The sequence below is a fragment of the Alsobacter sp. KACC 23698 genome, from assembly GCF_045348435.1.
Lineage (GTDB): Bacteria > Pseudomonadota > Alphaproteobacteria > Rhizobiales > Beijerinckiaceae > Alsobacter.
The window spans coordinates 64581-89262 of record NZ_CP157484.1 but is presented as its reverse complement, the minus strand read 5'-3'; the positions used below and the strand labels follow the sequence as shown (position 1 = coordinate 89262).

The following is a 24682-nucleotide window of genomic DNA, read 5'->3' as shown; positions in this document are numbered from 1 at the left end:
ATCAGAGCGTGTGTGCGGCCAACAGCGCCAACCTGGAACGGTGACTACGCCTCGATCCGCTGCGGGTCGTGGTGGGACCGACCTGAGGGCGGAGCTGGAGATCATGGCCCCGCACGAAATGCTTGCACCTGAAAGGCGTCCTCGGGTCGCTTGACCAAATCTTGATACTACTGAGGCCCAAGGGCGAAACCGTATCGGCCCAGCGGGGAATACACCTGCCATGGTTAGCCCGGCGACGAGCGCTTTGCTTGGACCGCCAGAACCGTAGGGGTCAAGCCGCCGGGCGGCAGGGTCAGAGCACTTCTAGATATCGCGCCAGTCAGCCTTGGGCCGCTAATGCTGCGGTGGTCTGAATGCATATCCCGCTTGACGAGGATTGCGTCCGACCCGAGCATCCCTCGGGGTAATACCTGGTGGGAGGCGCGCGATGATTGAAGAATTTAAGAAATTCGCCCTTCGGGGGAACGTCGTCGACCTTGCGATCGGCGTGGTCATCGGGGTGGCTTTCGGAGCGATCGTCGCCTCGCTGGTCGCAGACATCATCATGCCGATCATCGGGTCGATCACCGGCGGCCTCGACTTCTCCAACTACTACATCCCGCTGTCCTCGAAGGTGCAGGCGGGGCTGAGCTACGCCGACGCCAAGAAGCAGGGCGCCGTGCTGGGCTATGGGCAGTTCCTCACGGTGCTGCTGAACTTCCTGATCGTGGCCTTCGTGCTGTTCCTCGTGATCCGCGCCATGAACCGCCTGCTTCGCGCCCAGGACGCCAAGGCCGACGTGCCCCAGGCGCCCGAGATCCCGGCCGACGTGAAGCTGCTGGCAGAGATTCGCGACCAGATGGCCGCGCTCAACGCCCACATGGGCGGCGCGGCGCGATAGCGCGCCCGAGCGAGCCGAAGCGTCGCCGAACCGGGGACGGCCCCCCGCTGGGCTGCGTCAGGCCTTGAGTTCGTCCGGCACCTTGCCCCCGTTGGCTGCGAGCTTCTGCATCACCTGCTTGTGGAGCCAGGTGTTCATCGCCGCGCTGTCGTTCGCGTCGCCGCTGTAGTGGAGCTCCTGTGCGAGCTCCTTGCGGGCGGCCAGGCTGCTGTCGAGCCCGAGCGCCTTCATCAGGTCGACGATGGAGTGGCGCCAGTCGAGCTTCTGGCCGGCTTTCGCGACGTGGCCGTCGAGGATCGCCGCCACGTCGACCGGGCCGGCCGAGGACGCCGCGGCCGCCTGCGCCGTGGGCGCGGCTGGCTGCTGCGCCGAGGCGGCGGCTGAAGAAGCCGACGCCGGCGCCCCTGGCTGCACGGCGGCGGCTCCGGCCTGCTGGGCCGCCGCAGGTAGCGCCTGCGCGGTTCCGCCGAAAATTTTGCGCATGATCGACCCGACGACGCTCGTCGGGACCTCCCTGGAGTTGTCGCTTAACCCAGACCCAGCAATGCTGTGGGCGGTCGCTCATGATCGGCCTTGGCGTGGTCTCGATCAACAGGGCCGGAAGGAGGAGGCGGCCGCGGCTCACGCCGGGAGCCGCACGTGCTAATCTTCGTCCCGACATGCGTCAGGCGCAGGCGCCGTTTCTCCGCGCCTCTCGCGTTCCTTTGCATCGCTCCGCAGGCCGCACGGCCGTGTTCGGGCGCCCTGCCGGGCTTCTTCCAAGACGAGGAGGTGGGCATGGATTTCCGCAAGTGCAGCGCCGAGGCCATAGGCACGTTCTGGTTGACCTTCGCCGGCTGCGGCAGCGCCGTGATCTCGGCGGCCTTCCCGCAGGTCGGCATCCGCCTGCTCGGCGTCGCGCTGGCCTTCGGCCTGACCGTCCTCACCATGGCCTACGCCATCGGCCACGTCTCGGGGTGCCACCTGAACCCGGCCGTCACGATCGGCCTGTGGGCCGGCGGGCGTTTCCCGGCCAAAGACATTCTGCCCTGCGTCGTGTCGCAGGTGGTTGGAGCCGTAGTCGCCGCGGGCGTCCTCTCCGGCATCGCCTCCGGCGCGCCCGGCTTCGGCATCGCCAAGGGCTTCGCGGCCAACGGCTACGGCGAGCACTCGCCAGGCCAGTACACCCTCGCATCCGGCCTCCTGGCCGAGGTCGTGCTCACCATGATGTTCCTGTTCGTCATCATGGGCTCGACCCACGGCAAGGCCCCGGTCGGCTTCGCGCCGATCGCCATCGGCCTGGCGCTGACCCTGGTCCACCTCGTGGGCATCCCGGTGACCAACACCTCGGTCAACCCGGCCCGCAGCACCGGGCCGGCGCTGATCGTCGGCGGCTAGGCGTTGGCGCAGCTCTGGCTGTTCTGGCTGGCTCCGCTTGTCGGCGGCGCGATCGGGGGCGTCCTGTACCGGTGGCTGAGCGAGGAGCCCGCCGCGCTGGTGACGGGCGATCTCGGCAAGCCGCTCGACGCGATCCGGCCCTGAGAGGGCGACTAGAGGACGCGCTGGGTCTGTTGGGCCCCAACACCGTCTTTCCCAGGCGCAAGGCAGGCCGACCGGATTAAGGGAAGATCCGGATCCCATGGCACGCGACCCAGTGGGTTCGCTCGTGGTATGTAAATCGCGCGAGCGAAAAACCACAATAATGGGATGGAAAGATGCTGCTAAGCTGCCTAAGACGCGTGGCCGCCCAGGCCCAAGAGGACGGAAGCATCGAACTGCGCCTGGTGCGCCCCGCCTTGGTGGACCCTGACGTTATGATGCTTCTGGCTAACGACCTGATTGCCGTCGACGGCGTGGAGCACGGCCCTGAGGGCATCATCGTATACCGGCTGACCGAGAGGGCGCGGATGCTGGTACAGACGCGTCCGCCGCTGCCCTCTCGGTCGACGGGCCCGATGGCCGGCTGGCCGAAGCCGCGCCTCCAGCAGTCGCGCCGGACGCACCAATGATCTGAGCCAAGGTAGTCCGACACGATGACGGATTGGGCCGGCGACATTGTCTCCGCGCGTGTCGTTTTGGTGTGATCACGCACCTGTCGTTCCGACGGGCGAGCGGGCGTCACAGGACCTCCCCAGCCCGCGACAGCCAGGGCTAGATGTGACTAGAAGCGCCCGACAGGCATAGCCACGCCGTCCCGCAGCGAGCGCGTGAGCATAATCGATCTGAACGGGCAGCTTGGCCGGGGCGAGTTCGCCTATGCGTCGTCCGGCGGCCCAGGCGGCTCGCTCTCCGGCTTGAGGGCGAGAAGGAGACGGACCGCGCTGTTGCGCGCGGAAACAGCGCCACTGAACCCGTGCTCACGTTCGAACCGATACGTCATCATGTTGATCGAAGCTTCATTCTGCCCGTTGTTGATCACGTTCGTGATTCTGTTCGCGGGGGTGAGGTAGTGCGCCTTGGCTTCATGGGAAAGAAGCTCCAGCGGGTTCCACACATCACTGAGGATCCTGAGAACCTGTTCTGATAGCGACGACACGAATACGTTCCCTCGTTTTCTCCAAGAAACCATGACGCGCGGCTTCCCGCCACCCTGGCTGGACCATCCACGCCATGCCTAGCTTCCGCGTCGCCACGCACGCAGAGTGGCTTGCGTGCCTCTCAGAAAGGTGTGCCTGTGGTCTGAACGGAGGCGAGGCCATGCAGCAGCTCTGTGACGCCTGCCATTGCCAGCTCAAGCTCAAACAAGCGGCTCCTGCTCATTCAAGCCTTGCTGAGATCCGCTCCAAAGGTTTTGGCGCGGGCTTTTGGCGTTGGCGGGAGACCTCCTATTGGTGCTCAGAATGCGGTGGTTCGATCAAGCACACGAGCAGCAAGACGCACCGAGGGCCTTCGTGGACCCAGGAAAATGCGTGAATCCATACCCGGACATATGGCCGAAATCGCTGTCTGGTCGGCTTGCATCATGTGTCTGCTGCTTCTTGGCACATGGGCGCTGGTAGCCACCGAGTAGGGCTCGCCCGGGCTGCTCTGATGCCATCACAACCCGGATGCATGTGTGCCTGCGGCCAAACAAAAAGCCCACCGGGAGGGCGGGCTCCCGAAGGGCTAGGGCTCTGCAGAGGGATCCGGATTATCCGGGCGTCTTGCACACAGTCTCCTGAGCCATTGCTCGCCCCCAATCTTCAAGAGAGGCTTTCACCAGATGGACGTACCGCCGGTCTATCCCGGATCGCCTATGCGAGGACGCTGGCTACGCCGAGCGCCGATGGGATGGGAGCCGGACTGCCGATCCATCTGTCGGGTCAGCATACACCCGATCCGCAAACCCGGCGGTCGGCATGGTGTCTATCTCGGCTGGGCTATGGAGCTTGGACGGCTGTGGGGAGCCTCGACAGTGGACAGCATCAGTGGGAGCGGGCACGGCGCAGAGAGCGACCTTCTCGGGAGTTCTCGTATTGGCGATGCCAGCGCTCTACGGCCTCCTCCATTCCAAAGAAGGCGGCCAGCTTCTCGGGGGCGACCAGCCAGCCGATGATGGTGAGACCCAGGAACGTGTGGCTCACCGCCTCCGGGCTAAGAGGCACCAGATCGAGCTGAAGCAGGGTCATCAAGTCCTGCTGGTCTCGGGGGCTGAGTTCGACATCAAGGAACGCCTCCGCGTGACCGGTCTGATGCGTGGGTCTGTTCCCGGGAGATTCAGGTAGATGATCAGGATCTCTGTGATCCTTAATACCATAATATCTCATGTCGTCTTTCCTCGCATGGTTGCTAAGGAACGACGTTTGACGTTGGGGCGAGGTTCCGGATGCTTTGAGTTTGAATCGAAAGCTCTAATTTCTTAACCAGGCCAGCGGCCGAGTGCGCCCAGAATGACTAGCCGCACACGTGGATCAGTGTTTCTGGGACGTAGATTTTAGGACAGTCTCGATGTCGTCGAAACTCACCAATCGGTCCTGTCCCGGCTGGTCGATCACCACGCCTCGTTGAGTGACGTAGCGACCAGCGCAGATCTCTTGCGGCAGTTCCCTGCTGGAACGAAGACGGACCCGGTCACCCGGTCCGATAGGCTGGGGCCGATCTGGATGCGACCGATCTCTCATATTGGACAACCCCGTCAGCAGCCGGCGGATCTGGCCCTGGCGCCTCCGTCCTTTGCTGCCTGAGGGCCCAACGTCGCGCCCTCGACACTCGATCCCTAGTCTTGGCGGGCTATGGCCGCGGACTTCGCGGGAGAGAGGTCCAGCTTGGTGGCCATCCAGTCAGGCTCCCTCTTCGTTTGTGAACCTGCCCCGATGCCACGGGAAGGAAATTTGGATGGTCTCAGGTTTGGGCCGGTCCACTATTCGGTCCGTATTGAAGGACTTGAACCTTCTCCAGCGCGACAAAGCCGCTACCCATCATCGCGTCGAGGATGGGAAAAATGCTCCGATCCTCTCCTGGATGTCCGCGAGTTCAACGACGAAATCCTCTAAGATGGACAGTGGTTCCATCGACCATGTCCTGTTGATCGTGGTACTCTGCTCTCGTTCGCGAGGAAGAGCCCATGGCTGTCGCGTTCGCAACCGGTGTCGTGATTGGTGCAGCAATCGCTCTGCTGAGCGCGTTGGCGGTCACCAAGTTTCAGCTTCGACGACATCGAACAGCCTTGGCATCGGCGCTGGTAGGCGAAATCGCGGCCATCGTTCGCGAGATAGAGTGCCGTGATGTCGTCGAGCAGCTCAGGAGAGCAACGGATCACCTTCAGGTTTCCTTGACCTGTCTGCCTCCCCGTCCGTACCCGGTTTTCGAAGCAGAAGCTGGGCGGCTGGACAGGTTAGCTGCGCCGCTGCCAAGGAAGATCGCCTTCTTCTATACCCGAATGGGCGCCTTGGCCGAGGATGTCAGATCGTTTGCTGACGGCGAACTGCGAGGGACTGAATACCTCCAGCCGCTATTGCGCGAGTTGGAAGCTACGATGTCCTTGTCCGACGAAGTGCTCAGGGACTTGCGCGAGGTAGCGAGCCCGAGCCCTCTCCACTTGCTGGGTCGCGCCTGACTGGTCCTTACGCTCGGGGTTCTTGGGCCATGGAACGTTTTAAATCCTCGCTGCTCAGCTGAATGCCTCTTTCCGGGCGTACGTCAATTTGACCTTGTCCGATGGAACACGCCATGACCGCCGTGCTCACTAAGGACGTTCGGCTGCTGGGAGCTGTTGTCGAGCTCCGCCAGGTCCGCTGTACCGTGGCGGCTCCGGACGCGTCCAAGCGCCACGTTCATCACGATGCGGGTCAGCCAGGTCGCCAGGCCGGTTCGCCGCGGAGGTCCCCCAGCGCGCAGTAGGCCCGGACATTGGCCTCTTGCAGGGCGTCCTCAGCCTCGGCGCTGTCGTGCAGGATGCCGCGGGCGGTTCGGTAGAGCCGGCGGTTGTAGCGGGTCATGATCGCGGCGAAGGCCCCGCCCTCGCCGGCGCGCGTCCGGCGCACCAGCTCCGCGTCTGGCGATCCTGCCATGTCGCGGTCGGGGAGGACTGCTGGGTCCATGACGATGTGGTCCTGTGTGATCCTACATCGACGTTGGATGGAGCGCTTGGAGAAAGGTTCCGACGCATCGCAACCGAGGGTGCACACAGGCGGCGTCCGACGTGGCGACGTCACGAGGATCACGGGTTTGCCCTGGCCGCCATGGGCGTGCGCCTCTCAATCACCTCGGTTTCGGTGACCACCGCGTCCATGGGCACGTCATGCGGCTCGTCCGGCACCTTGGGGCACGCCTGGCATGCGAAGGCGATGCCAATAGCGGCGACCGGCTTGCGGGCGCGCATCGCCGGCAAGGTCCGGTCGTAGAAGCCGCCGCCGTACCCGATCCGAAAGCCTCGCCTGTCGAACGCCACCGGCGGGACGACTACGACGTCGGGATCGACCACGAGGGCCTCTCTTGGCGGTTCGGGAACGTCCATGCGGCCGCGCGCAAGCCGGTCGCCGGGAGCCCACCGCCTAAACACCATCGGGGCAGCCCACCGCGGCGTGCACGGAAGGGCCAGCTGCCGACCGCGGCTGGCCAGCGCCTCAACAAGCCAGCGCGGGTGCAACTCGTCGCCTATCGGAACGTATAGCCCGACCACGCCTGGAAGGGCGCCTAGGAGATCCAGAACCCGCGCTCCTGCGTCGGCTGCGGCCCTCCGCCGGTCGTCGGCGCTCATCCTGCCGCGCGCTGCCAATGCGAGCTCGCGAATGGCGATCTTCTCGGGCGTGGACGGCATCCCGGTTCACCGCGGGACGCGCGCGAGTGGACCGAAGTCCACGCACGATTTCTGGACCACCTCGCCGGCCGAGGTGATGACCAGCCTCGCCCTCTGCGAGCCCCGGAAGAACGTCAAGCGCGTGCGCCCCGCATCCGCGCCTTCGCCCCGCTCAACCACGCCGGTGATGGAGCCGGCGCGCATCTGGGCGGCGACATCTTCCAGGGGCATGTCCAGAAGCTCGGCCAAGACGCTCATTGGCAGCTCGACTTCATCTTGGCCTAGCTTCACGGTCATGGTCGCTGGGCCTCGGTTCCTGAGGCCGGCGCCGTCTTGGCGATCTCGTCGAGGGCGAGCAGGGAGTGAGCGAAGGCAGCGCCAGCCCGCATCTCGGCCGTGACCCAGACAGCCTCCATGATCTCGGCCCCGGTGGCGCCGGCCTTGAGCGCCGCCTTCGTATGGCCTCGGATGCAGTATGGGCACTGCGTCGCATGGGCCACGGCGACGGCGATCAGCTGCTTGGTTTTCGCATCCAGCGCGCCGGGGGCGAACACGGCCTTGCCGAAGGCCTTGAAGGCGGCGTCCTGCTCGGGGCCAAGCTCCTTGCGAAGCTTGGCCAGTTCCCCGCTCGCCTCGGGATAGAGACCGTCGGCCATGTCCTGCTCCATTCGCGTCCAGCGCCCCCGCCGTGAGGATGCGACGCCCGAGCCGCCCGGCGCAATACACAACAGCCCGGCTAAGCCGAGCCCATTCCAAGCTGGCGACGGCAAACCGACTGCCGGCTGCTGGCGGCGGCAGAAACCAGCCAGCCGCCGCAGCTGACAATGCGCTGACATGGTCCATCAGCCCGCCGACAGGCGCCCTCCGCCAGTCTGCCTCTCGTCGGCGCCGCAGCTCGCGGGAGTCCGAACTGAAGAGAGGCAGACATGCGCAAGATCATCCCGCTCGCCGGCGTCCTCGCCGCAGCCGTCGCGTTCATCCCCGCCGCGCAGGCCAGCAGCCTCGGACGGCCCTGCACGGCCGCGCCGGAAAGCCAGTGGCTCAGCCTGGAGGCGCTCAAGGCCAAGGCGCAGGACCAAGGCTACAAGGTTCAGAAGGCGAAGCTCAAGGCCGCTTGTGGCGAAGTTTACGTGCTCGACGCCAAGGGCGCGCGGGTCGAGCTGTTCCTCGACCCGACCTCGGGCGCCATCGTGGCCCAGGAATGACCGCGATGGCCGTCATGACGGAAACGGACAAGGCCGGCGGCGCGACGCCGCCGGCGGATGCCGGGACGAGGCAGGTCCGCGTCTGGGACCCTTTCGTCCGGATCTTCCACTGGAGCCTGGTCGGCTTGTTCGCGCTGGCTTTCGCCACCGGCGATGAGATCGAGCGGGTCCACGTGGCCGCAGGCTACGGCATCGCCGGCCTTGTGGGGCTTCGCATTGTTTGGGGGATCATCGGATCGCGGCACGCTCGCTTCATCGACTTCGTGCGCAGCCCCGCGGCGGTTCTCGCCTATGGCCGAGCGGCCCTCGCGGGTCGGGCGATACGCTTCAGGGGCCACAACCCCGCCGGCGGCGCGATGGTCGTCGCCCTGCTGTTCATGCTGGCCGGGACCTCCGTCACCGGAATCATGATGACGACGGACGCCTATTGGGGGGCGGAGTGGGTGGAGGTCCTGCACGAGGGGCTCGTCTACGCCAGCCTAGGGCTCATTGGCCTGCACGTCGTCGGCGTCATCTTCTCCAGCGTGGCGCACCGCGAGAACCTGGTGAAGGCCATGATCACCGGACGCAAGCGCGCCTTATAGGGCGAGCCCGGCCGCTTGTTCGGGGAACCGGATCTCGGCGCTCAGGCCCCCCAGGTCTGAGCGTCGCAATGCGAAGCTGGCGCCATAGGCCTCGGCCAAGTCTTGAACGATGGCCAGGCCCAGACCGGAGCCTGCCTGGCGCTCGTCGAGTCTCCCGCCGCGCTTCATCGCGGCCGCGGCTTGCCCGGGCGGAATGCCAGGCCCGTCGTCCTCGACCCGGAGCACGACAGCATTGTATTCCTTGACGGCGGTCATCCGGACAACGCTGACGGCCCACTTGCAGGCATTCTCAGCGAGGTTGCCGATCATCTCGGTCAGGTCCTGCTCGTCCACACGGACCGACAGCTCCGATGCGTCAACCGTCCAGCTCAGCGCCTTGCCGGCGGGGGTCCGCCGCAGCACTGACGTGACGCGCTCGATCCAGGGGCCTAGCGGTTGTGGCTGTCCTTCCCGCCGCTCCACGCCCGCGCAGGCCCGGGCGAGCTCCCGCTCGACATGCCGCCGCAGCCCTTCCGTGATTTCTGCGATCTCTTGCGCCAGCGCGATTTCGCCGCGCCCCCGTAGTTCCTCCGCGTCGGCCGCCAGGACGGTCAGCGGCGTCCTGAAACCATGGGCGAGGTCGGCGGCGCGACCGCGGGCGCGCTCCAAGGCCGTTGCCTGCGCGGCAAGGAGGTGATCGACCTCCGCCGCCAGTGGGCGAACCTCGTCCGGGAAATCCGCGCCCAGCCGGCGCGCGGCCCCGGTCCGCACCGCGGCCAAGCGGAACCGCACCGCATCGAGAGGCCGCAGGCCCACCGCAACCTGAACCCAGCTGGCAAGAACCAGAACGGCCGCCAGGAGCACGAGAGATGGGGCGAGGTCAGAGGCGAAAGCCCGGCCCGCCGCGTGGATCTCCGAACGGTCGAGAGCGACAGCCGCCCGAACGCGCCCGCCGCCGAGCCGCACCGGCAGCACGACAGAGCGCTCCGTGACGAGCAGAGACTGGCCGCCGGGACCGGAAGCCAGGTGCTCGTGGGTCTGCCCGTCGGCCAGCGCGTCCGGCGGGAGGTCGAGCGCCGCGTCCCAAAGGGAGCGGGAGCGCAGCACCGCGCCGGGCGGCTCCGGCGCGATCTGCCAGTAGCGACCGCTCAGCGGCTCGCCGTAGCGCGGATCGAGCGGCGGTCCATTCACCTCAAGGGCGCCGGCCGGATCGCGGCCGATGCCGCTCACCAGGATGCGAAGGTCGGCCGCGAGCTCCAGAGCCATCCGGCGCTCGACGTGGCGCTCGAACAGGATCAGCAGGCCAATTCCAGCGACCGTAAGGGCCAGCAGCACCGACGCGACCCCGGCGGCTAGAAGGCGCAGCTTGAGCGAACCCCGCCTCATGCGGCCGGTTGCTCCGGCACCGAGTAGCCGAAGCCGCGGCGCGTCTCGATCAGGTCGACTCCGAGCTTGCGCCGGAGGCGCCCGATCAGCACCTCCACGGCGTTCGGCTCGCGGTCATGGTCGTGCGCGTACAGGTGCTCCATGAGTTCGCCGGATGAGACCACCCGGCCGGCGTGGTGCATCAAGTAGCTGAGGCAGCGGTATTCGAGCGGCGAGAGATCGACCGGCTCGTCGTTGACCCGGACGCGCATCTGCCGGCTGTCGAGCGTGACCGACCCCACGGTCATCACTGACGAGGCGCGGCCCGCCGCCCGCCGCAGCAGCGCGCGCACCCGAGCCAGCAGCTCCTCCATAACGAAGGGCTTGCACAAATAGTCGTCCGCTCCGGCGTCGATGCCCTCGACCCGTTCGGTCCAGGCGCCACGCGCGGTCAGGATCAGCACGGGCTGCGAGCGGCCCGCCGCGCGCCATCTCTTCAGCACGGCGAGGCCGTCCATCTTCGGAAGACCGAGATCCAGGACGGCGAGGTCGTAGTCCTCGACGTCGCCCCGGAACCAGGCGTCCTCGCCGTCGGCGGTGGCGTCAACCGCATAACCGGCGCTTTCCAGGATCGCCCTGACCTTGCTGGCGATGCGCGCATCGTCCTCGGCGAGCAGGATGCGCATCAGCGGCCCTCCCGCTTGAGGATCTCGGCCGTGGCCGCGTCGACGTAGACCTCCTCGATCTGACCGCGCTCGCCCACAACCTTGAACTCGTAGATCCAGCGCCCGCGCTTGCGCTCGAAGGACACCCCGACGAGTTCGCCGCCCAGCTCTGCCCGGACCCGGCCGAGAAGCTCGGCCAGCGGCAGCGCTTCGCCGCGCTCGACAGCCTGGCGCGCCTCGTCCTGCTCGCGCGCGCGGTCCGCGTGAACGCTCAAAGGCGCCAGGGCACCGGCGGTGAGCCCAAGCGCGATCGCAAGCCGGGCGAGGTGGCGACACATGGCGTCAATCTAGCCCGCCGGAGCCTGTCAGGACGCTGACATGCCTCAACAGCGGGGCAACAGCCCGCCTCCGCTAGGGTCCTGCGCATCGGCTCGGATCGTCTCGGTCCGGAGCCCATCGGGAGAACCACCATGCGCACCATCCTCATCACAATCTTCGCCACAGTGGCAGCGGCCTCCATGGCCCTGGCCGGCGAGAGCAAGTCAGCGGCAGGCGACGCCATCCGCCAGCACCTGGAAAATCTTGGCTATCGGGTCAGTCACCTGGAAGTCGAACACGGCCGGCTGATGTTGCGCGCCGTCAACGACACGGGGCTGCCGATCAAGCTTACTTATGACCCCGCGACGCGCGAGATGCTCCGCGCCGCCCTTCGCTGAACGACCTAGAGGAACATTCGTCATGTCAGCACGGACGTTCGTCTTCACCGCAGTCCTGGCTGGCAGCCAAAGGCAGCGGGCATGCGCAGGGCCGCCCGCGGGCGACCAATGTGGGCACTAGGAGCCACGCCAGGCCGTGCTCGCCTAAGGGCCGATCTGGACCACCTGCAACGCCACTGATGTGAGGCTTCAAGGAAGAGGCGCCGCCATGGCCAACATCACGCAAATCCAGCTCCGGTTGCTGACCGCCTCAGCCTTGGAGCGGCCTCCGAGAACTGAGGGAAACATCTTTCTTGGCCTGGCCGGGCGTGAGTTCCGCGTCAACGACGGCAGGAGCGCGGTTGAGCGCGGCGACGACCATACCTATGTCTACGGGGATGGCGCCTCCGTCCTTGATCCCGAGTTCAATGACCCGCGCAATCCGCAACTCGACACGTTGAACGTGTACAAGTTTCCCACGTACATCCGGTTCGAGCCGCCGTCTGAGAACAGCAAGTGGCTGCTGAGCGTCGTGGAGGTGACGGTCAGATCCCCTGACGCAGACGAGATCTACATCGAGATCGGGCCGGTCGGGTCTGGGCCGATCTGGCTGGGCCAGGGCTGCGGCAAGACCGTCTATCTCTGGCCGCCTGAACATCTTTCCAAAACAACGACGTCGCTTCCCGAGAGCGCACAACGCGAGCCGCTGTCGCGGCGCCCGGCGGCGGACAGGCCGGCGACGTCGGCAAGCGTTACGGGGCGAAAGTCGGGCTAAGGGCCTGCCGCCACCGCCATGACGCCAGGCTTGCCGTTTGCCTCGGCGTTCAGCAGCGAGGCTGTGCATGCGCGCGCGTTGCCTGATCGCAGGGATCGCATCATTGGCCATTCCGTCCTTGGTCCAAGCCAAGACGGAATGGTTGCAGAGCGCACGCCTGACCGGATCGGAGATCGCCGCTCTTTGCGAGCGGGTCAGGGACGTTCGGCTGCTTGCACGAATGCAGATGATCTCGTCCGGCAGCGAGAGATGGCGGAAGCTGTCGCGACAAGAACTGGTCATCGAGTCTGCCACCGTCGGCGTGCTGCCGCTTGAACCCCGATGTTACGTGATCGCGCGCGCCGGCCCAGCAGGCGAGAAGGAGCGGCGCGCCTTTGAGGTCCACGACTTTCTGGTCAGCCCGGACGGGGTGTCGGTTTTCGTCATCGGCCGCGCCTACAATGTGGAGGCGCCGCTCGGGCGAAATGGCCGGTGACTGGCCAGAAGAGGCTCCTCTCAAAGAGCGATCAGCCCATTCCGCAGCACGTTCACGCCATCATGCAGTCTCCTGCGGCGCTCTGGGAAGAAGCGCGCGATTGGCCCCAGCCCACCGGCCAGGGAAGCCACGCCAGACAACGTTAGGTCGCCCCGCGCACCCATCGGCCCGGTCCCGTTCATGCGACAGCGAGGGCTTCGGGCGGAGCAGCCGTCCCCTGGCTAAGGAGCCGTTCGCCGCCCGCGCAGAAGTTCGTTCTGCTCACGGAGAAGAGCGATGATGGTTTCGTTTTGCGCCTGCAGCTTCGGGAGGATCGTCATGACCAGCTTCGGCGGCGCGTCCTCGGGCATGCTCGCCAGTATGCTTTGCATGTGACCGAGCATGTGCCTCGCCAGCCAGCCCTGCCTCGGCGCGCCTGGGCCGTGGCTGGCTGACCGCGACAGGTCCCAGGCGATCACGCCAGCCGCTCCCGCCAGTGCAGCGATGACCAGTCGGTCCATGCCGGCCTCCTTGCTTGACGGCTGGCTTGAGCGACCCAGGGCCGCCGTGCTCAGCGCGCCAAGACTACCGCTTCCGGTCGAGGTCGAGATGATGTGGCTCAATTCCCCTGACAGCGACCGAGAACTTCTCGGTGAGGGTCGGCGCCGCGGGCCAGCATCAGCTGGTGCTCCTGATGGTGCATCCCGCGGGTCATAACCCCGGATGGCGCGCGGGTGGCCGCGCGCTTAGCTTAAACGTCTGGCCGGCGATGCTGGCCGTCCGCTGTCTTGAGAGCGGCCCGGGTGTGCGAAGGCGGCCGGACCGCCCAACTCCAATCAATCCGTCCCGACTTGATCCTTCGCATGGACGCCCCGGCGGCGGAGCAGAAAAGTGTCGTCAGTTTGCTTCCAGTGCTTTCGCCAATCCCGTGATCCAGCCAGCGCGCGCCCTGACCTCCCGACGACGCCCTGGCCGAACATCAGGCGTCGCGATCTGAGCGGAACGCCCGCTTTCTCCGCCGTCCCGCCCGAGGAGGACCGACATGCATCCGCTGCATCGGGAAGCCCACCTGATCCAGCGCATCGGCTGGCTGCGCGCCGCGGTGCTCGGGGCCAATGACGGCATCATCTCGACCGCCAGCCTGATGGTGGGCGTGGCGGCCGCAGCCACCGCCCAGCGCGAAGTCGTCGTCGCCGGCGTGGCCAGCCTCGTGGCCGGGGCCATGTCCATGGCGGCCGGAGAGTATGTGTCGGTCAGCTCCCAGGCCGACACCGAGGAGGCCGACATGGCTCGCGAGCGCCAGGAACTCGCCACCATGCCGGAAGCCGAGCTCGACGAGCTTACGAAGATCTATGTCGACCGGGGCGTCGAGCCCGCCCTGGCGCGCGTCGTCGCGGTGCAGATGACGGCCAAGGACGCCTTCGCGGCGCATGCGCGAGATGAACTCGGCATCGCCGAGCATGTGGCGGCTCGCCCGGTGCAGGCGGCGCTCACATCAGCCGCGACCTTCGCGTCCGGAGCCGTGCTGCCGCTGGCGCTGGCCGTCCTGGCGCCGGCGCCGTGGACGAGCATCGCTGTGTCCGGCGGATCGCTCGCGGGGCTCGCCGTGCTGGGCGGGATCGGAGCGCGGGTCGGCGGCGCCGGGGTTCTCCGACCGACCCTGCGGGTGACCTTCTGGGGCGCCGTCGCAATGGGCGCGACGGCCCTGATCGGCGCTTTGGTGGGTCGGGCCGTTTGAACGGCTCCCATCGTTTATGGAGGAACGACTATGGCCCGATACTCGAAGACGGTGATCGTTCTGCACTGGTTGATGGCGGTCCTGATCCTCGCGGCTTGGTTCACCGGCGAAGGCGGCCGGCACGTGCGCGAGAACCCGCCCGTGCTCCACTTCTGGCTCGGCCTGTCGGTGCTCGTTCTCCTTGTGCCGCGGCTGGCGGTTCGCCTGTTCGGAGGTATTCCGGCCATGGAAGCGCCGCAGCGGCCGCTGCTCGATCTGGCCGCCCGAGCGGGGCACTGGGTGCTCTACGGCCTTATGCTTGGCCTACCCATCACGGGCTGGTACGCCGCGGGGCGGCTCGGTGTGCCGGTGACATTCTTCGGTCTGCCGTTGCCGGCCCTCGCCGCATCCGTGCAGGGCTCGCCCGGCTGGGTCGCCGAGGTGCACGAGACCGGGGGAACGGTGGTGCTCTGGCTTGCCGGACTGCACGTCGCGATGGCGCTCTGGCACCAGTTCGTGCTGCGCGACGGCACGCTCTCGCGCATGAGCCCTGTTTAGCGATGCTGCCGGCACTCAGAACGGGAGGGCGGAATGATTGAAGGTGTGAAGAGCATCCTCATCGCCATCACCAAGGAATTTGGACCCGAGGAGAGCTATACCGCTTTAGGTTACGGTCTTACGCTGGCCCAGGCGGCGGGCGCCCACGCCACCGTCCAGGCGGCTTCGGTCAGGCTGGTGCTGCCAAACGCCTTCGTCAGCAAATATGTCGGCGTGGCGGTCGAGGCGGAGAACCGGCGTCTGGACAGGTTTGCGCACGAGGTCGCCGATGAAGCGCAGCGCAGCGCGGCCGTGGCGGGTGTGATCTGCTCGGCCCAAGCGCCGCACCTTCCGTATTCCGATTTGCTGGACGCGTTCACCACTCAGGCACGACTTCAGGACCTCACCATCCTCGACGCCGAGGCCGAGGCGCTGACGCTGGATCGCGGGCTGATGCAGACTCTTTTGATCGAGAGCGGTCGTCCGGTCCTGGTTGTCCCCCCGGATCGCAACACGTTTTCGGCCCGGCGCATTTTGCTGGCTTGGGACGGCAGCGCGAAGGCGGCGCGCGCCGCGAACGACGCCCTGCCGCTGCTGCGCTCGGCCGAGGAGGTCGAAGTGGCGGCTGTGGTCGGCGAGAAGGAGCTGCGCGGGTCGGTGGACGGCTCGGATCTGGCCCCGCACCTCGCCCGGCACGGGGTGAAGGTCTCCGTCAATTGCATGGCCGCCATGGACGGGGACGTCGCGGAAACTCTGCGTCAGCGAGCGGTCCAGGGCGGCGCCGACATGATCGTCATGGGCGGATATGTGCATTCGCCTCTACGCGAGATGGTGTTTGGCGGCGTCACCCATTCGCTCCTTCAGGCCTGCCCCGTTCCGCTGTTCATGTCGTACTGAGGCCTGCCGATGCTCCGCTTGACTTTCCACGGCGCCGCATTGGGCGTGACCGGCTCCTGCTTCGTGCTGGACACAGGCCCAGTCCGCGTCCTCATCGATTGCGGGCTCTTCCAGGGATCCAAGACCGAGAAGGAGCTCAACTACAGGGCCTTCCCGTTCCGCCCTGAGTCGATACAGGCGGTCGTCCTCACCCATGCCCACATCGACCACAGCGGCCTTTTGCCGAAGCTGGTCAGGGAGGGGTTCCAAGGGCCGATCTACGCGACCCGTGCAACGGCGGACTTGTGCTCGGTGATGCTGCCTGATTCCGGCCATATCCAGGAGATGGAGGTCGAGCAGCTCAACCGCCGCAACGCGCGGCGTGGCCGGGCCGCCGCCGTTGAACCCATCTACACGGCCGACGATGCGGCCGAGGCCCAGCGCCTATTCAAGCCCGTTGAACTCGGCGGCTGGGTCGCTGTGGCAGACGGCGTGCGGGTACGATTCTGGAACGCCGGGCATCTCCTCGGCTCGGCCGCCATCGAGGTGGAGGCGATCGAGAATGGGCAACGGACGCGGCTGCTGTTCTCCGGCGACCTCGGCCCGGCTCACAAGCTGCTCCAGTCCGATCCGGCCGGTCCGCAGGACGTCGACTATGTCGTCTGCGAGTCCACCTACGGCGACACCGACCGGCCGGAGGTGACGCCGGCCAGCAGGCGCGCGCTTCTGCGTGACGAAGTACAAGCGGCGCGCCGGACACATGGCGGCGCCCTGCTGATCCCCTCCTTCGCGGTCGAGAGGACCCAGGAACTGCTCGTTGACTTGGTCGCGCTCATGGGCTCCGGCGAACTGCCACAAGCACCCATCTTTATTGATTCACCCCTAGCCGGTCGGGCGACCGCGGTGTTTGAGGCGCACGCGGGTGAGATCGAGAACGGAGACGCCTTTCGGCGTGCGCTGAGCTCCCGCCACGTGCGCTTCACGGACACGGTTGAGCAAAGCAAGGCCATTGACCGCGTCCGCAGCTTCCACATCATCATTGCGGCGAGCGGGATGTGCGAGGCTGGCCGTATACGTCATCACCTCAAGGAGTGGCTCTGGCGCGAGGAAGGGACAGTGTTGCTGGTGGGCTTCCAGGCGCAGGGCACGCTTGGCCGCATTCTCCAGGACGGCGCATCGCGGGTCCGCATCCAGGGCGAGGAGATCGATGTGCGGGCCCGCATCCGCTCGCTCGACCTTTACTCCGGCCACGCCGATGCGCCAGAGCTGGCCGCTTGGCTGAAAGCCCGCCTGCCGATCCAGAAAGGCGTCTTCCTGGTTCATGGGGAAGAACCCGCGATCATGGCGCTCAAGGACCGGGCGTCCAGTTTCCTTCCAACTGGCCGCATCCTGACCCCCCGGCTTGACGAAAGCTTCGCATTGACGCCTGACGGAGCCCAATCCATCGAAACGGCGGGTCCCAGCCGGATTCGTCCTGAGCAGATCGGCCACCTCGATTGGCACAACGACCTGTCGCGCCTGCTGCTCGACATCGGCGACGCAGTTCGGCAGGCGGCGGACGAGCGGGCTCGTCGGGTCGTCATCCGACGGCTGCGGCGCGCTCTTGACGAGAGCGGGCCGGCGCACTGACGCGGCGGCCGGAGGCTCAGGCGCATTGACGGTCAGGGGGCGCCTTATCTGGGTCGAGCCCAACCTGGGCTGCCAATTACGCGTGTGCTCGCGAGCCCTTTGAGACCCTCCAGGGTGGTGAGCAGCGCGATGGCCGCCAGCGTGGCCGCGGCGAGATCGTCGGCATGCAGGGGGGCGAAGCGGAACAGCGAACGCAGCGGCGGCCACATCAGAAGGCAGGACAGAGCCACCGCGACCGCCGCGAGCACCGCCAGCAAGGCCCAACTGGGTCGTCGCAGCGCCCCGAGCATGGAGGCCGAGAACGAACGGTTCGCAAAGACGAGCGCCAGGAGGGAGAGCACGAGGGCCACGAAGGCCGCGGCCCGGACCTCGTCGGGGCCCATGCCCCGCACCGACGAGAGCCAGACCACGCCGGCGGTCGCCGCGAAGGCGAGCACGCCCTGCAGCAGGCCCGCCACGATCAGTCCAGGTGTGAACAGCAGCGCATCTGGATCGCGGGGCGGGCGGCGCATCACGTCATTCTCTTCCGGCTCCGCCTCAAAGACGAGCGAGCAGATCGGATCGATCACCATCTCCAATATGGCGATGTGCACCGGTCCAAAGAGCGGCGGCCAACCGAGCAGTAGCGGCGCGAGCGTCAGCCCGGCGATCGGCACATGGACCGCGAAAATGAAGCCCATGGCCTTGCGCAGGTTGTCGTAAATGCGCCGACCGAGGCGCACGGCCGTCGCGATGGCGCCAAAGTCGTCATCGAGCAGAACCAAGGCGGCGGCCTCCCGGGCGACGTCCGTCCCGCGCCCGCCCATGGCGATGCCGATGTGAGCGGCCTTGAGCGAGGGCGCGTCGTTTACGCCGTCGCCGGTCATGGCGACCACCTCCCCATTCGCCTTGAGGACCTGAACGATGCGCAGCTTCTGCTCCGGCATGATGCGAGCGAACACGGTGGTGGTGCGTACCCGTTCTTGCAGCGCTTCGCCGTCGAGCGTGGCGAGTTCCTCTCCGGTGAGAAGGGTCCCATCGGCCAAGCCGGCCTGGCGAGCGATGGCCCTTGCGGTCGAGGGGTAGTCGCCGGTGATCATGACGACCCGTATCCCCGCCGCACGGCATTCGGCCACCGCGGCCGGGACAGCTGGGCGTAGCGGGTCCTCCAGCCCGACCAGTCCCTGCAGGGTGAAGCGGAACGCCGTCTGTTCGTCGGGTAGGTCACCAGCCTCCCACGTCGCCATAGCGACGCCGAGCACGCGTCGTCCTCCGGAGGCCATGGCCTCCACGGCGTCGGTGAGGAGCTTCAACTCACTGGTTCCCAAGCCGCACAGGCGAGCGACGGCCTCGGGAGCGCCTTTGGCCGCGGCGACGCAGCCGGTCGCCCGCGGCGTTCGCCAGACCTGCGTCATGGCGAGCAGATCCGGGCGCAGTGGATAGGAGCGGACCAGTTCGGCCGAAGGGACGCCTTCCTGACGCAGCGCGTGGAAGGCGATCTCCATGGGATCAGTCGGGTGCGGCGCGCTCGCCAGAGTCCCGGCTTCGATCACGGCCCGTACGGCGGGATCCTGGGACTTGGGCTCGTGGGCGCTCCCATCGCCGAGACGGATCTCGGCGATGCTCATCCGGTTCTCGGTGAGGGTGCCGGTCTTGTCGGCGCACAGAACCGTGGCGGATCCCAGGGCTTCAATCGCGGCCGCGCGCCGGGTCAGCACCCGAGCCCGGGAAATACGCCAGGCGCCCATGGCCATGAAAACCGCAAGGACCACCGGGAACTCCTCCGGAAGGAGCGCCATGCCGAGCGCGATCCCGGCCAGAACGCCGTCGAGCCAGCTTCCGCGGGCCAAGCCATAGACAATCACGACGAAGACGCACACGGCGGAGCTTACAACGGCGAAAACGCGCACCACACGCCCGGTCTGGACCGCCAGGCGCGGAGCCTCCGTCTCAAGGCCGCCCAGCGACGCGCCAATGCGGCCAATCTCGCTGCGGACGCCAGTGCCGGTGACTTGGGCCAATCCAGAACCGCGCACCACCAGAGCTCCGGAGAAGACCATCGGCAGGTCGTCCCCGCCGGGACGGCCAGCAAAGCTCTCGTGGGCTGATGCGGGCCGCTTACGGACCGAAACGGATTCTCCCGTCAGCAGCGACTCGTCGACCTGCAGGTCCGACGTCTCGACTAGCACCGCATCAGCTGGCACGCGGTCACCTTCCGCCAAGACAACAATGTCTCCCTGGACCACCTCGCGACCGGCGATGCGGACGCGTTCGCCGTTTCTGATGACGAGGGCGCGCGGGCTGGTGAGGTCACGCAGAGCTTCAAGGACCCGTTCGGTGCGACTTTCCTGAACAATCGTGATCACGATCGAGAGCGAGGCGAAGGTGGCCAGTATCAAAGCCTCGACTGTGTCGCCGAGCAGTAGATAGGTGATCCCGCCGACCGCGAGTAACGCCAGCATCGGCTCGCTCAGGACGTCGCGCACGATCCTAGGGAGGGTGCGTCGGCCGGATCGGGGCAGTTCGTTAGGACCGTCTCGCCGCAGCCGCTCCGCGGCTTCTTCGGCTGTTAGCCCGTTCATTGATGCTGCCGTCCTCATAATTGCATCGCCCTTAAGATGTGAGGCGTCCTTATCTTCTTCGGTTGGCAAGACAGGGTGGCTTGCCTGGTCGATGGAGCACCTATCGGTCTTGCGATGCGGAGTAGATGTCCCAGACGGCAAGAAACATCGCGGCGATCACCGGCCCGACGATGAAGCCATGCAGGCCGAACGTCTCGATGCCGCCCAATGTCGAGATGAGGACGACATAGTCCGGCATCTTGGTCGCTTGCCCGACCAGAAACGGGCGGAGCAGATTGTCGACCAGGCCGATGACGAGCATCCCGTAGAGGAGCAGGAAAATTCCTTGCCAGATCGATCCCGTGGCGAGGAAATAGACCGCAACGGGAAGCCAGACGAGCGCTGCCCCGATGGCGGGTAGAAGCGAGAGGAAGGCCATCAGCACCGCCCAGAGCAGTACCGCATGGACACCCAGGAACCAGAAGACAAGGCCGCCCAGCACGCCCTGCAGGATGGCGACGAGGATATCGCCCTTGACCGTCGCCCGGATCACCACGGTGAACTGCCCGAACAGCGCGTCCCGCTGTTCGGCGCGTAGCGGGAGTGCCGCCCTCAGCCGTCCGGCCAGCGCCTCCCCGTCGCGCAGCAAGAAGAAGAGCAGGTAGAGCATCACACCGAGGCCGACGACGAAACCGAACGTGCTCTGGCTCACGGCAAACGCCCCGGTCGCGATCGCCTGGACACCGCTGGTCAGCGCAGCCGCGATCCTGGTCCGCACGGCGCCGAGATCGGTGAGTCCGAAGCGGTCGAGGATGCTGGTCAACCAAGACGGCAGCGCGTCGAACACAGGCTGGAAGATCCTCACCGCGTCGATCTCCCCGGACTGCAGCCGGCCGTAGAGATCGGACGCTTCCATCGCCAGGGCCGCGGCCACCAGCAGAACGGGCAGCACCACGATCAGCATGATGATCGCCACCGTCGCCAGCGCGGCGAAGGTCGGGCGCCGCGGCGACGGACCGGCCAGCCGTGCGTTCAGCGGGTGAAAAACGATCGCGATCACGGCCGCCCAGAACACCGCGCCGAAAAATGGCCACAGGATCCAGGCGAACGCGACCGATACGAGCGCGATCAACGTCAGAAAGGCCTTATGCTCCAGTGTGCGCAAGCCGTGCCTCTCCGGTCGAAGCCATGGAGCACCGCGCCGACTGCGCGACCTGAGAGACAGAAGTACACGGTTCCGCCGTGGATCACATTGAGCCAGCCCAATCGGTCGGCCCTCGGTCAACTCGCCGGCGGCATCGCCCACGACATGAACAACGTGCTCCACGCCGTCCAGGGCGCGCTGGGAACCATCCTTCGGCGCGTCGAAGACGCGGAGAAGGTTCGCGAAATGGCGAGGCTGGCCAGCGACGCCGCCGAACGGGGTGCGTCCGTCGTCCGCCGCCTTCTCGCCTTCTCGGGCAAGCCGGGGGCCGCCCACGAGGATGCCGACGTTGCGTCGCTGCTGGAGGGGCTGCACGCCATCCTGCGGCACACCCTGGGCGGGACGATCGAGGTCGTGACCGAGGTGGCGGCCGCTTTGCCGGCGATCCGCGCCGACAGGCGCCAGTTGGAGACGGTGCTGGTCAACCTGGCGATCAACGCCCGGGACGCCATGCCCGGCGGCGGCCGGCTGACCCTGCGCGCCTCAGCGTCGCCGCCGCCGGAGCCGGAGGCTGCCCCGGCGCGCCCGCTCGTGCGCATCGCTGTCGCCGACACCGGCCAGGGCATGTCCGCCGACGTGCTGCGCCGCGCATCGGAGGCCTTCTTCACGACCAAGCCCGCCGGTCACGGGACAGGGCTCGGGCTGGCCATGGCCAGGGAGTTCGCCGAGGGCGCGGGCGGAGCCCTTCGCATCGCAAGCGAGCCAGGGCGGGGCACGGAGGTGACGCTGTGGCTTCCCGCGGCGGGTTCGGGCGCGTCCGACCCCGCATCATCGGCCACCGGGGCATCGGCGACCTAAGGACTGCTGTGCTTGTCCACTGCGCGCGGGCACGCGCGCATGCGCTCCATGGGACCGAGCATGGCCCTGGCCAGCCAGCTTTGGCCCGGCGCGTCCGGGCCGGCGCGGGCGACGCGCAATGGTCCAGACGATCACGCCAAGCCACTCCCGCCAGTGCGGCGGCGACCAGTCGGTCCATGCCGGCCTCGTTGCCTGACGGTTGGCCCTGGCGATCGGGCCCGCCCCGGTGGGATCAGCGGTGGGGGTCGGCGCCGCGAGCCAGCATCAGATGGTGCTCCTGATGGTGCATCCCGCGCGTCATGACACCGATGAAGCCCAGCCCGCGGATCTTGGCGACCTCCGCCGGTCTAGCGGCAGTCACAGCGAGGGCGACCCCGCCGGGGCGCTCCTCGGCCTGCATGCGCCAGCCGCCAACCCCATCCATGGCCGCCGCATGCGCGGAGACCATCCGGCGGATCGAGGCGACGACTTCACCTTCCCCGGTCACCACGAAGCGGGCGCCGCCGTCGACAGCTTCGACCGCGACCTGCGCGCGCAGGGTCACGTTGTCCATGTCTACGAGGTGCCGCCGCAGTGCCTCGATGTCCACCTTGGTCCAGTCCGTGCGAGGGTCGGCCTCCAGTATGGCCACGATCTCCTGGATCGCCGCAAAGGCCGCCTGCCCCGGTTCGCGGGGCTCGGCTGCGTTCGTCGGCATGCCTGCCATCGGAGCGTGGTGGGCGTGTTGGGCGAAAGCGGGAAGGGCGCCGCATAGTGCTGCGGCGAATACGAGCGTGCGGGCGAGCATGGGCATCCCTCGGAAATCCAAACCACACTGCACGACAACGCGGAATCCATATATGATAGCTATCATGTTTGGATTATTCCCCTTCGCCGATCTGCCCGCTCGCGAACGCGAGATCAAGCGCGGGCAACACCTGTTCTGGCGCGGCGACCGCGTGCGGTACATGCACAGCGTGAAGTGGGGTGAGATCCAGCTGGTGCGCCATCAGGCGAACGGAGCCGCGCTGGTGCTGCAAAGAGCCGGGCGCGGCGCGGTGGTCGCCGAGCCGTCCTTGTTCTCCCCGGCCTACCACTGCGACGCGATCGCGTCCGAACCCACGCTGGTGGTGAGCGTGAAGGCGGCGGACCTTAGGGCGAAGCTGGCGGACGTCGCTTTCGCGCAAGCCTGGGCCGCGCACCTCGCCGGCGAGATGCAAGCCGCCCGGCTGCGGGCTGAGATCCTGTCGCTCAAAACGGTTGCCGAGCGACTATCGGCCTGGCTGGAGTTCAATACGCTACCAGACCGACACGGCCAGTGGAAGGTCGTGGCGGCCCAGATCGGGGTAAGCCATGAGGCGCTGTACCGCGAACTTGCCCGGCGGCGCGAGATGCCAGCGGGACTGGACATAAGACAGCCTGAACAGAGAGACAGCCGAGAGCGGGATCGGCATCGACGCCTCGATAGTCAAGGCGACCCTGCGGTCTAGCCACTACCCGGCCTACATGGTCAGCCCACCCCATCCTTCTGGGGCCGCGGACGTCGTTGCAGGCGATGCTCGCGGGTACGCACGCTGGGTACCGCTGTGGGTACGCAGGCTGAGAAGCGATCCGGCAAACACACGGCAAATTGTGACGTTTGGAACCGTGGTGGAGCTGAGGGGAAGCTCGCCGCATCGTCCTCGATAATGTAGCACATCATGCTGATGTGCGGCCCGCCCGGGCTCCGGCAAGTCCATGCTGGCGGCGCGGCTCGCCTCCATCCTGCCGCCGCTGCGGCCGGCCGAGCTGCTGGAAGTGTCGATGATCCAGTCGGTCGGCGGGCTCCTGGCGGAGGGCGGGCTCACGGACCGACGGCCGTTCCGCGCGCCGCACCACTCGGCCTCCATGGCGGCGCTGGTGGGAGGCGGCGTCAACGCCCGGCCGGGCGAGGCGTCGCTCGCCCATCACGGCGTGCTGTTCCTCGACGAGCTGCCGGAATTCGCCCCGCAGGCGCTCGACAGCCTGCGCCAGCCGCTGGAGACCGGCGAGGTTGCGATCGCGCGGGCCAACCGGCGGGTGGTGTATCCGGCGCGCTTCCAGCTGGTGGCGGCCATGAATCCGTGCCGCTGCGGCCGGGCGAACGAGCCCGGCTTCGCCTGCCGGCGCGCGCCCAACCCCAAATGCGCCGCCCAGTACCAGAGCCGCATCTCCGGCCCTTTCCTGGACCGGATCGACCTGCATATCGACGTGCCCGCCGTCAGCGCGGCGGACCTGATCCTGCCCGCGCCGGCGGAGGGATCGGCCGAGGCGGCCGCCCGGGTGGCGGCGGCGCGCGAGCGCCAGGCCCGCCGCTATGCGGCGCTCGGGAACGCCGGGGTGGGGGTGAACGCCGCCTGCCCGGCCGGCCTGGTGGAGGAGGTCGCCCGGCCGGACGCCGCCGGCGTCAAGATCCTGCGCGACGCCGCCGACGCCATGCGGCTGACGGCGCGCGGCTTCCACCGCGTGATGAAGCTGGCGCTGACCCTGGCGGACCTCGACGGCGCCGACCGGGTCGGCCGCATCCACATCGCCGAGGCGCTGTCCTACCGCCCGCGCGAGAACGCCGGGGAGGCTTGACGGCGG

Annotated in this window: 27 protein-coding genes and 2 pseudogenes; 15 read left to right on the top strand and 14 right to left on the bottom strand. The window is 67.3% G+C overall.

Annotated elements, in window-relative coordinates:
- Window positions 1-427: 427 nt before the first annotated feature.
- Window positions 428-880, top strand: a complete 453-nt coding sequence (gene mscL, locus ABEG18_RS00485) for a large conductance mechanosensitive channel protein MscL (protein WP_406856140.1) — start codon at window positions 428-430, stop codon at window positions 878-880.
- A 57-nt stretch (window positions 881-937) separates the two neighbouring features.
- On the opposite strand, the gene ABEG18_RS00480 is transcribed toward mscL, so the two are convergent.
- Complete coding sequence (locus ABEG18_RS00480; RefSeq protein WP_406856139.1) at window positions 938-1363, bottom strand: DUF3597 domain-containing protein; 426 nt, start codon at window positions 1361-1363, stop codon at window positions 938-940.
- 294 nt (window positions 1364-1657) lie between these two features.
- Here ABEG18_RS00480 and aqpZ point away from each other — a divergent pair.
- Window positions 1658-2401: pseudogene (gene aqpZ / locus ABEG18_RS00475) on the top strand (aquaporin Z).
- A gap of 712 nt (window positions 2402-3113) precedes the next feature.
- Here aqpZ and ABEG18_RS00470 read toward each other — a convergent pair.
- Together ABEG18_RS00470 and ABEG18_RS00465 are read right to left on the bottom strand one after the other, a co-directional pair.
- Window positions 3114-3395, bottom strand: coding sequence for a hypothetical protein (locus ABEG18_RS00470; RefSeq protein WP_406856138.1), 282 nt, complete (start codon window positions 3393-3395; stop codon window positions 3114-3116).
- A gap of 868 nt (window positions 3396-4263) precedes the next feature.
- Window positions 4264-4467, bottom strand: coding sequence for a hypothetical protein (locus ABEG18_RS00465; protein ID WP_406856137.1), 204 nt, complete (start codon window positions 4465-4467; stop codon window positions 4264-4266).
- A gap of 935 nt (window positions 4468-5402) precedes the next feature.
- On the opposite strand from ABEG18_RS00465, the gene ABEG18_RS00460 reads away from it, so the two are divergent.
- A complete protein-coding gene (locus ABEG18_RS00460) occupies window positions 5403-5894 on the top strand; it encodes a hypothetical protein (protein WP_406856136.1) in 492 nt (163 codons plus the stop codon).
- Window positions 5895-6126: 232 nt separating this feature from the next.
- Here the strand turns inward: ABEG18_RS00460 and ABEG18_RS00455 are convergent, their stop codons facing one another.
- The 4 genes from ABEG18_RS00455 to ABEG18_RS00440 all read right to left on the bottom strand — a co-directional run bounded on the left by ABEG18_RS00455 (window position 6127) and on the right by ABEG18_RS00440 (window position 7732).
- Complete coding sequence (locus ABEG18_RS00455; protein WP_406856135.1) at window positions 6127-6378, bottom strand: sigma factor; 252 nt, start codon at window positions 6376-6378, stop codon at window positions 6127-6129.
- A gap of 119 nt (window positions 6379-6497) precedes the next feature.
- Window positions 6498-7037: a 5-formyltetrahydrofolate cyclo-ligase gene (locus ABEG18_RS00450; protein WP_406858728.1), complete on the bottom strand. Its 540-nt coding sequence runs from the start codon at window positions 7035-7037 to the stop codon at window positions 6498-6500.
- 66 nt (window positions 7038-7103) lie between these two features.
- Window positions 7104-7373 (bottom strand): DUF6522 family protein, encoded by a 270-nt coding sequence (locus ABEG18_RS00445; RefSeq protein ID WP_406856134.1) that lies wholly within the window; start codon window positions 7371-7373, stop codon window positions 7104-7106.
- Window positions 7370-7732, bottom strand: coding sequence for a carboxymuconolactone decarboxylase family protein (locus ABEG18_RS00440; RefSeq protein WP_406856133.1), 363 nt, complete (start codon window positions 7730-7732; stop codon window positions 7370-7372). The genes ABEG18_RS00445 and ABEG18_RS00440 overlap by 4 nt, the downstream gene beginning before the upstream one ends.
- A gap of 270 nt (window positions 7733-8002) precedes the next feature.
- On the opposite strand from ABEG18_RS00440, the gene ABEG18_RS00435 reads away from it, so the two are divergent.
- Together ABEG18_RS00435 and ABEG18_RS00430 are read left to right on the top strand one after the other, a co-directional pair.
- Entirely contained in the window at window positions 8003-8281 is a 279-nt protein-coding gene (locus tag ABEG18_RS00435; RefSeq protein ID WP_406856132.1) for a PepSY domain-containing protein, read from the top strand.
- Window positions 8282-8286: 5 nt separating this feature from the next.
- Window positions 8287-8865 carry a cytochrome b/b6 domain-containing protein gene (locus ABEG18_RS00430; RefSeq protein WP_406856131.1) on the top strand — a complete coding sequence of 193 codons (579 nt, stop codon included), beginning with the start codon at window positions 8287-8289 and terminating at the stop codon, window positions 8863-8865.
- Here the strand turns inward: ABEG18_RS00430 and ABEG18_RS00425 are convergent.
- The 3 genes from ABEG18_RS00425 to ABEG18_RS00415 are packed head-to-tail and all read right to left on the bottom strand — an operon-like array spanning window position 8860 to window position 11149.
- The gene (locus ABEG18_RS00425) at window positions 8860-10230 is read right to left on the bottom strand and encodes a sensor histidine kinase (RefSeq protein WP_406856130.1); all 1371 of its coding nucleotides are present in this window, start codon (window positions 10228-10230) and stop codon (window positions 8860-8862) included. The two genes, ABEG18_RS00430 and ABEG18_RS00425, sit on opposite strands and share 6 nt — an antisense overlap.
- On the bottom strand, window positions 10227-10895 hold the full coding sequence (locus ABEG18_RS00420) for a response regulator transcription factor (protein ID WP_406856129.1): 669 nt from the start codon (window positions 10893-10895) through the stop codon (window positions 10227-10229). The genes ABEG18_RS00425 and ABEG18_RS00420 overlap by 4 nt, the downstream gene beginning before the upstream one ends.
- Window positions 10895-11149 (bottom strand): PepSY domain-containing protein, encoded by a 255-nt coding sequence (locus ABEG18_RS00415; protein WP_406856128.1) that lies wholly within the window; start codon window positions 11147-11149, stop codon window positions 10895-10897. The genes ABEG18_RS00420 and ABEG18_RS00415 overlap by 1 nt, the downstream gene beginning before the upstream one ends.
- 195 nt (window positions 11150-11344) lie before the next feature.
- Between ABEG18_RS00415 and ABEG18_RS00410 the strand changes: the two genes are divergently transcribed.
- From ABEG18_RS00410 to ABEG18_RS00400, 3 genes are all read left to right on the top strand, one after another.
- Window positions 11345-11590, top strand: a complete 246-nt coding sequence (locus ABEG18_RS00410; protein WP_406856127.1) for a PepSY domain-containing protein — start codon at window positions 11345-11347, stop codon at window positions 11588-11590.
- A 208-nt stretch (window positions 11591-11798) separates the two neighbouring features.
- Window positions 11799-12344 carry a hypothetical protein gene (locus ABEG18_RS00405; protein WP_406856126.1) on the top strand — a complete coding sequence of 182 codons (546 nt, stop codon included), beginning with the start codon at window positions 11799-11801 and terminating at the stop codon, window positions 12342-12344.
- A gap of 67 nt (window positions 12345-12411) precedes the next feature.
- Window positions 12412-12819, top strand: a complete 408-nt coding sequence (locus ABEG18_RS00400) for a hypothetical protein (protein ID WP_406856125.1) — start codon at window positions 12412-12414, stop codon at window positions 12817-12819.
- A gap of 221 nt (window positions 12820-13040) precedes the next feature.
- Here the strand turns inward: ABEG18_RS00400 and ABEG18_RS00395 are convergent, their stop codons facing one another.
- Complete coding sequence (locus ABEG18_RS00395; RefSeq protein ID WP_406856124.1) at window positions 13041-13319, bottom strand: hypothetical protein; 279 nt, start codon at window positions 13317-13319, stop codon at window positions 13041-13043.
- Between the two features lie 521 nt (window positions 13320-13840).
- Here ABEG18_RS00395 and ABEG18_RS00390 point away from each other — a divergent pair.
- The 4 genes from ABEG18_RS00390 to ABEG18_RS00375 are packed head-to-tail and all read left to right on the top strand — an operon-like array spanning window position 13841 to window position 17557.
- Window positions 13841-14536 carry a VIT family protein gene (locus ABEG18_RS00390; RefSeq protein ID WP_406856123.1) on the top strand — a complete coding sequence of 232 codons (696 nt, stop codon included), beginning with the start codon at window positions 13841-13843 and terminating at the stop codon, window positions 14534-14536.
- Between the two features lie 30 nt (window positions 14537-14566).
- Window positions 14567-15073 (top strand): cytochrome b, encoded by a 507-nt coding sequence (locus ABEG18_RS00385; RefSeq protein ID WP_406856122.1) that lies wholly within the window; start codon window positions 14567-14569, stop codon window positions 15071-15073.
- A gap of 33 nt (window positions 15074-15106) precedes the next feature.
- Window positions 15107-15949, top strand: a complete 843-nt coding sequence (locus tag ABEG18_RS00380; RefSeq protein ID WP_406856121.1) for a universal stress protein — start codon at window positions 15107-15109, stop codon at window positions 15947-15949.
- Window positions 15950-15958: 9 nt separating this feature from the next.
- The gene (locus ABEG18_RS00375; protein WP_406856120.1) at window positions 15959-17557 is read left to right on the top strand and encodes an MBL fold metallo-hydrolase RNA specificity domain-containing protein; all 1599 of its coding nucleotides are present in this window, start codon (window positions 15959-15961) and stop codon (window positions 17555-17557) included.
- Window positions 17558-17601: 44 nt separating this feature from the next.
- Here the strand turns inward: ABEG18_RS00375 and ABEG18_RS00370 are convergent, their stop codons facing one another.
- Together ABEG18_RS00370 and ABEG18_RS00365 are read right to left on the bottom strand one after the other, a co-directional pair.
- Window positions 17602-20136 (bottom strand): cation-translocating P-type ATPase, encoded by a 2535-nt coding sequence (locus ABEG18_RS00370; protein ID WP_406856119.1) that lies wholly within the window; start codon window positions 20134-20136, stop codon window positions 17602-17604.
- 82 nt (window positions 20137-20218) lie between these two features.
- The gene (locus ABEG18_RS00365; RefSeq protein ID WP_406856118.1) at window positions 20219-21262 is read right to left on the bottom strand and encodes an AI-2E family transporter; all 1044 of its coding nucleotides are present in this window, start codon (window positions 21260-21262) and stop codon (window positions 20219-20221) included.
- 87 nt (window positions 21263-21349) lie between these two features.
- Between ABEG18_RS00365 and ABEG18_RS00360 the strand changes: the two genes are divergently transcribed.
- Window positions 21350-22099 (top strand): sensor histidine kinase, encoded by a 750-nt coding sequence (locus ABEG18_RS00360; protein WP_406856117.1) that lies wholly within the window; start codon window positions 21350-21352, stop codon window positions 22097-22099.
- A gap of 232 nt (window positions 22100-22331) precedes the next feature.
- On the opposite strand, the gene ABEG18_RS00355 is transcribed toward ABEG18_RS00360, so the two are convergent.
- The gene (locus ABEG18_RS00355; protein WP_406856116.1) at window positions 22332-22886 is read right to left on the bottom strand and encodes a hypothetical protein; all 555 of its coding nucleotides are present in this window, start codon (window positions 22884-22886) and stop codon (window positions 22332-22334) included.
- A 64-nt stretch (window positions 22887-22950) separates the two neighbouring features.
- Between ABEG18_RS00355 and ABEG18_RS00350 the strand changes: the two genes are divergently transcribed.
- On the top strand, window positions 22951-23568 hold the full coding sequence (locus tag ABEG18_RS00350; RefSeq protein WP_406856115.1) for a Crp/Fnr family transcriptional regulator: 618 nt from the start codon (window positions 22951-22953) through the stop codon (window positions 23566-23568).
- A 204-nt stretch (window positions 23569-23772) separates the two neighbouring features.
- Window positions 23773-24676 (top strand): annotated as a pseudogene (locus ABEG18_RS00345) (YifB family Mg chelatase-like AAA ATPase); the annotation flags it as partial.
- Window positions 24677-24682: the final 6 nt, after the last annotated feature.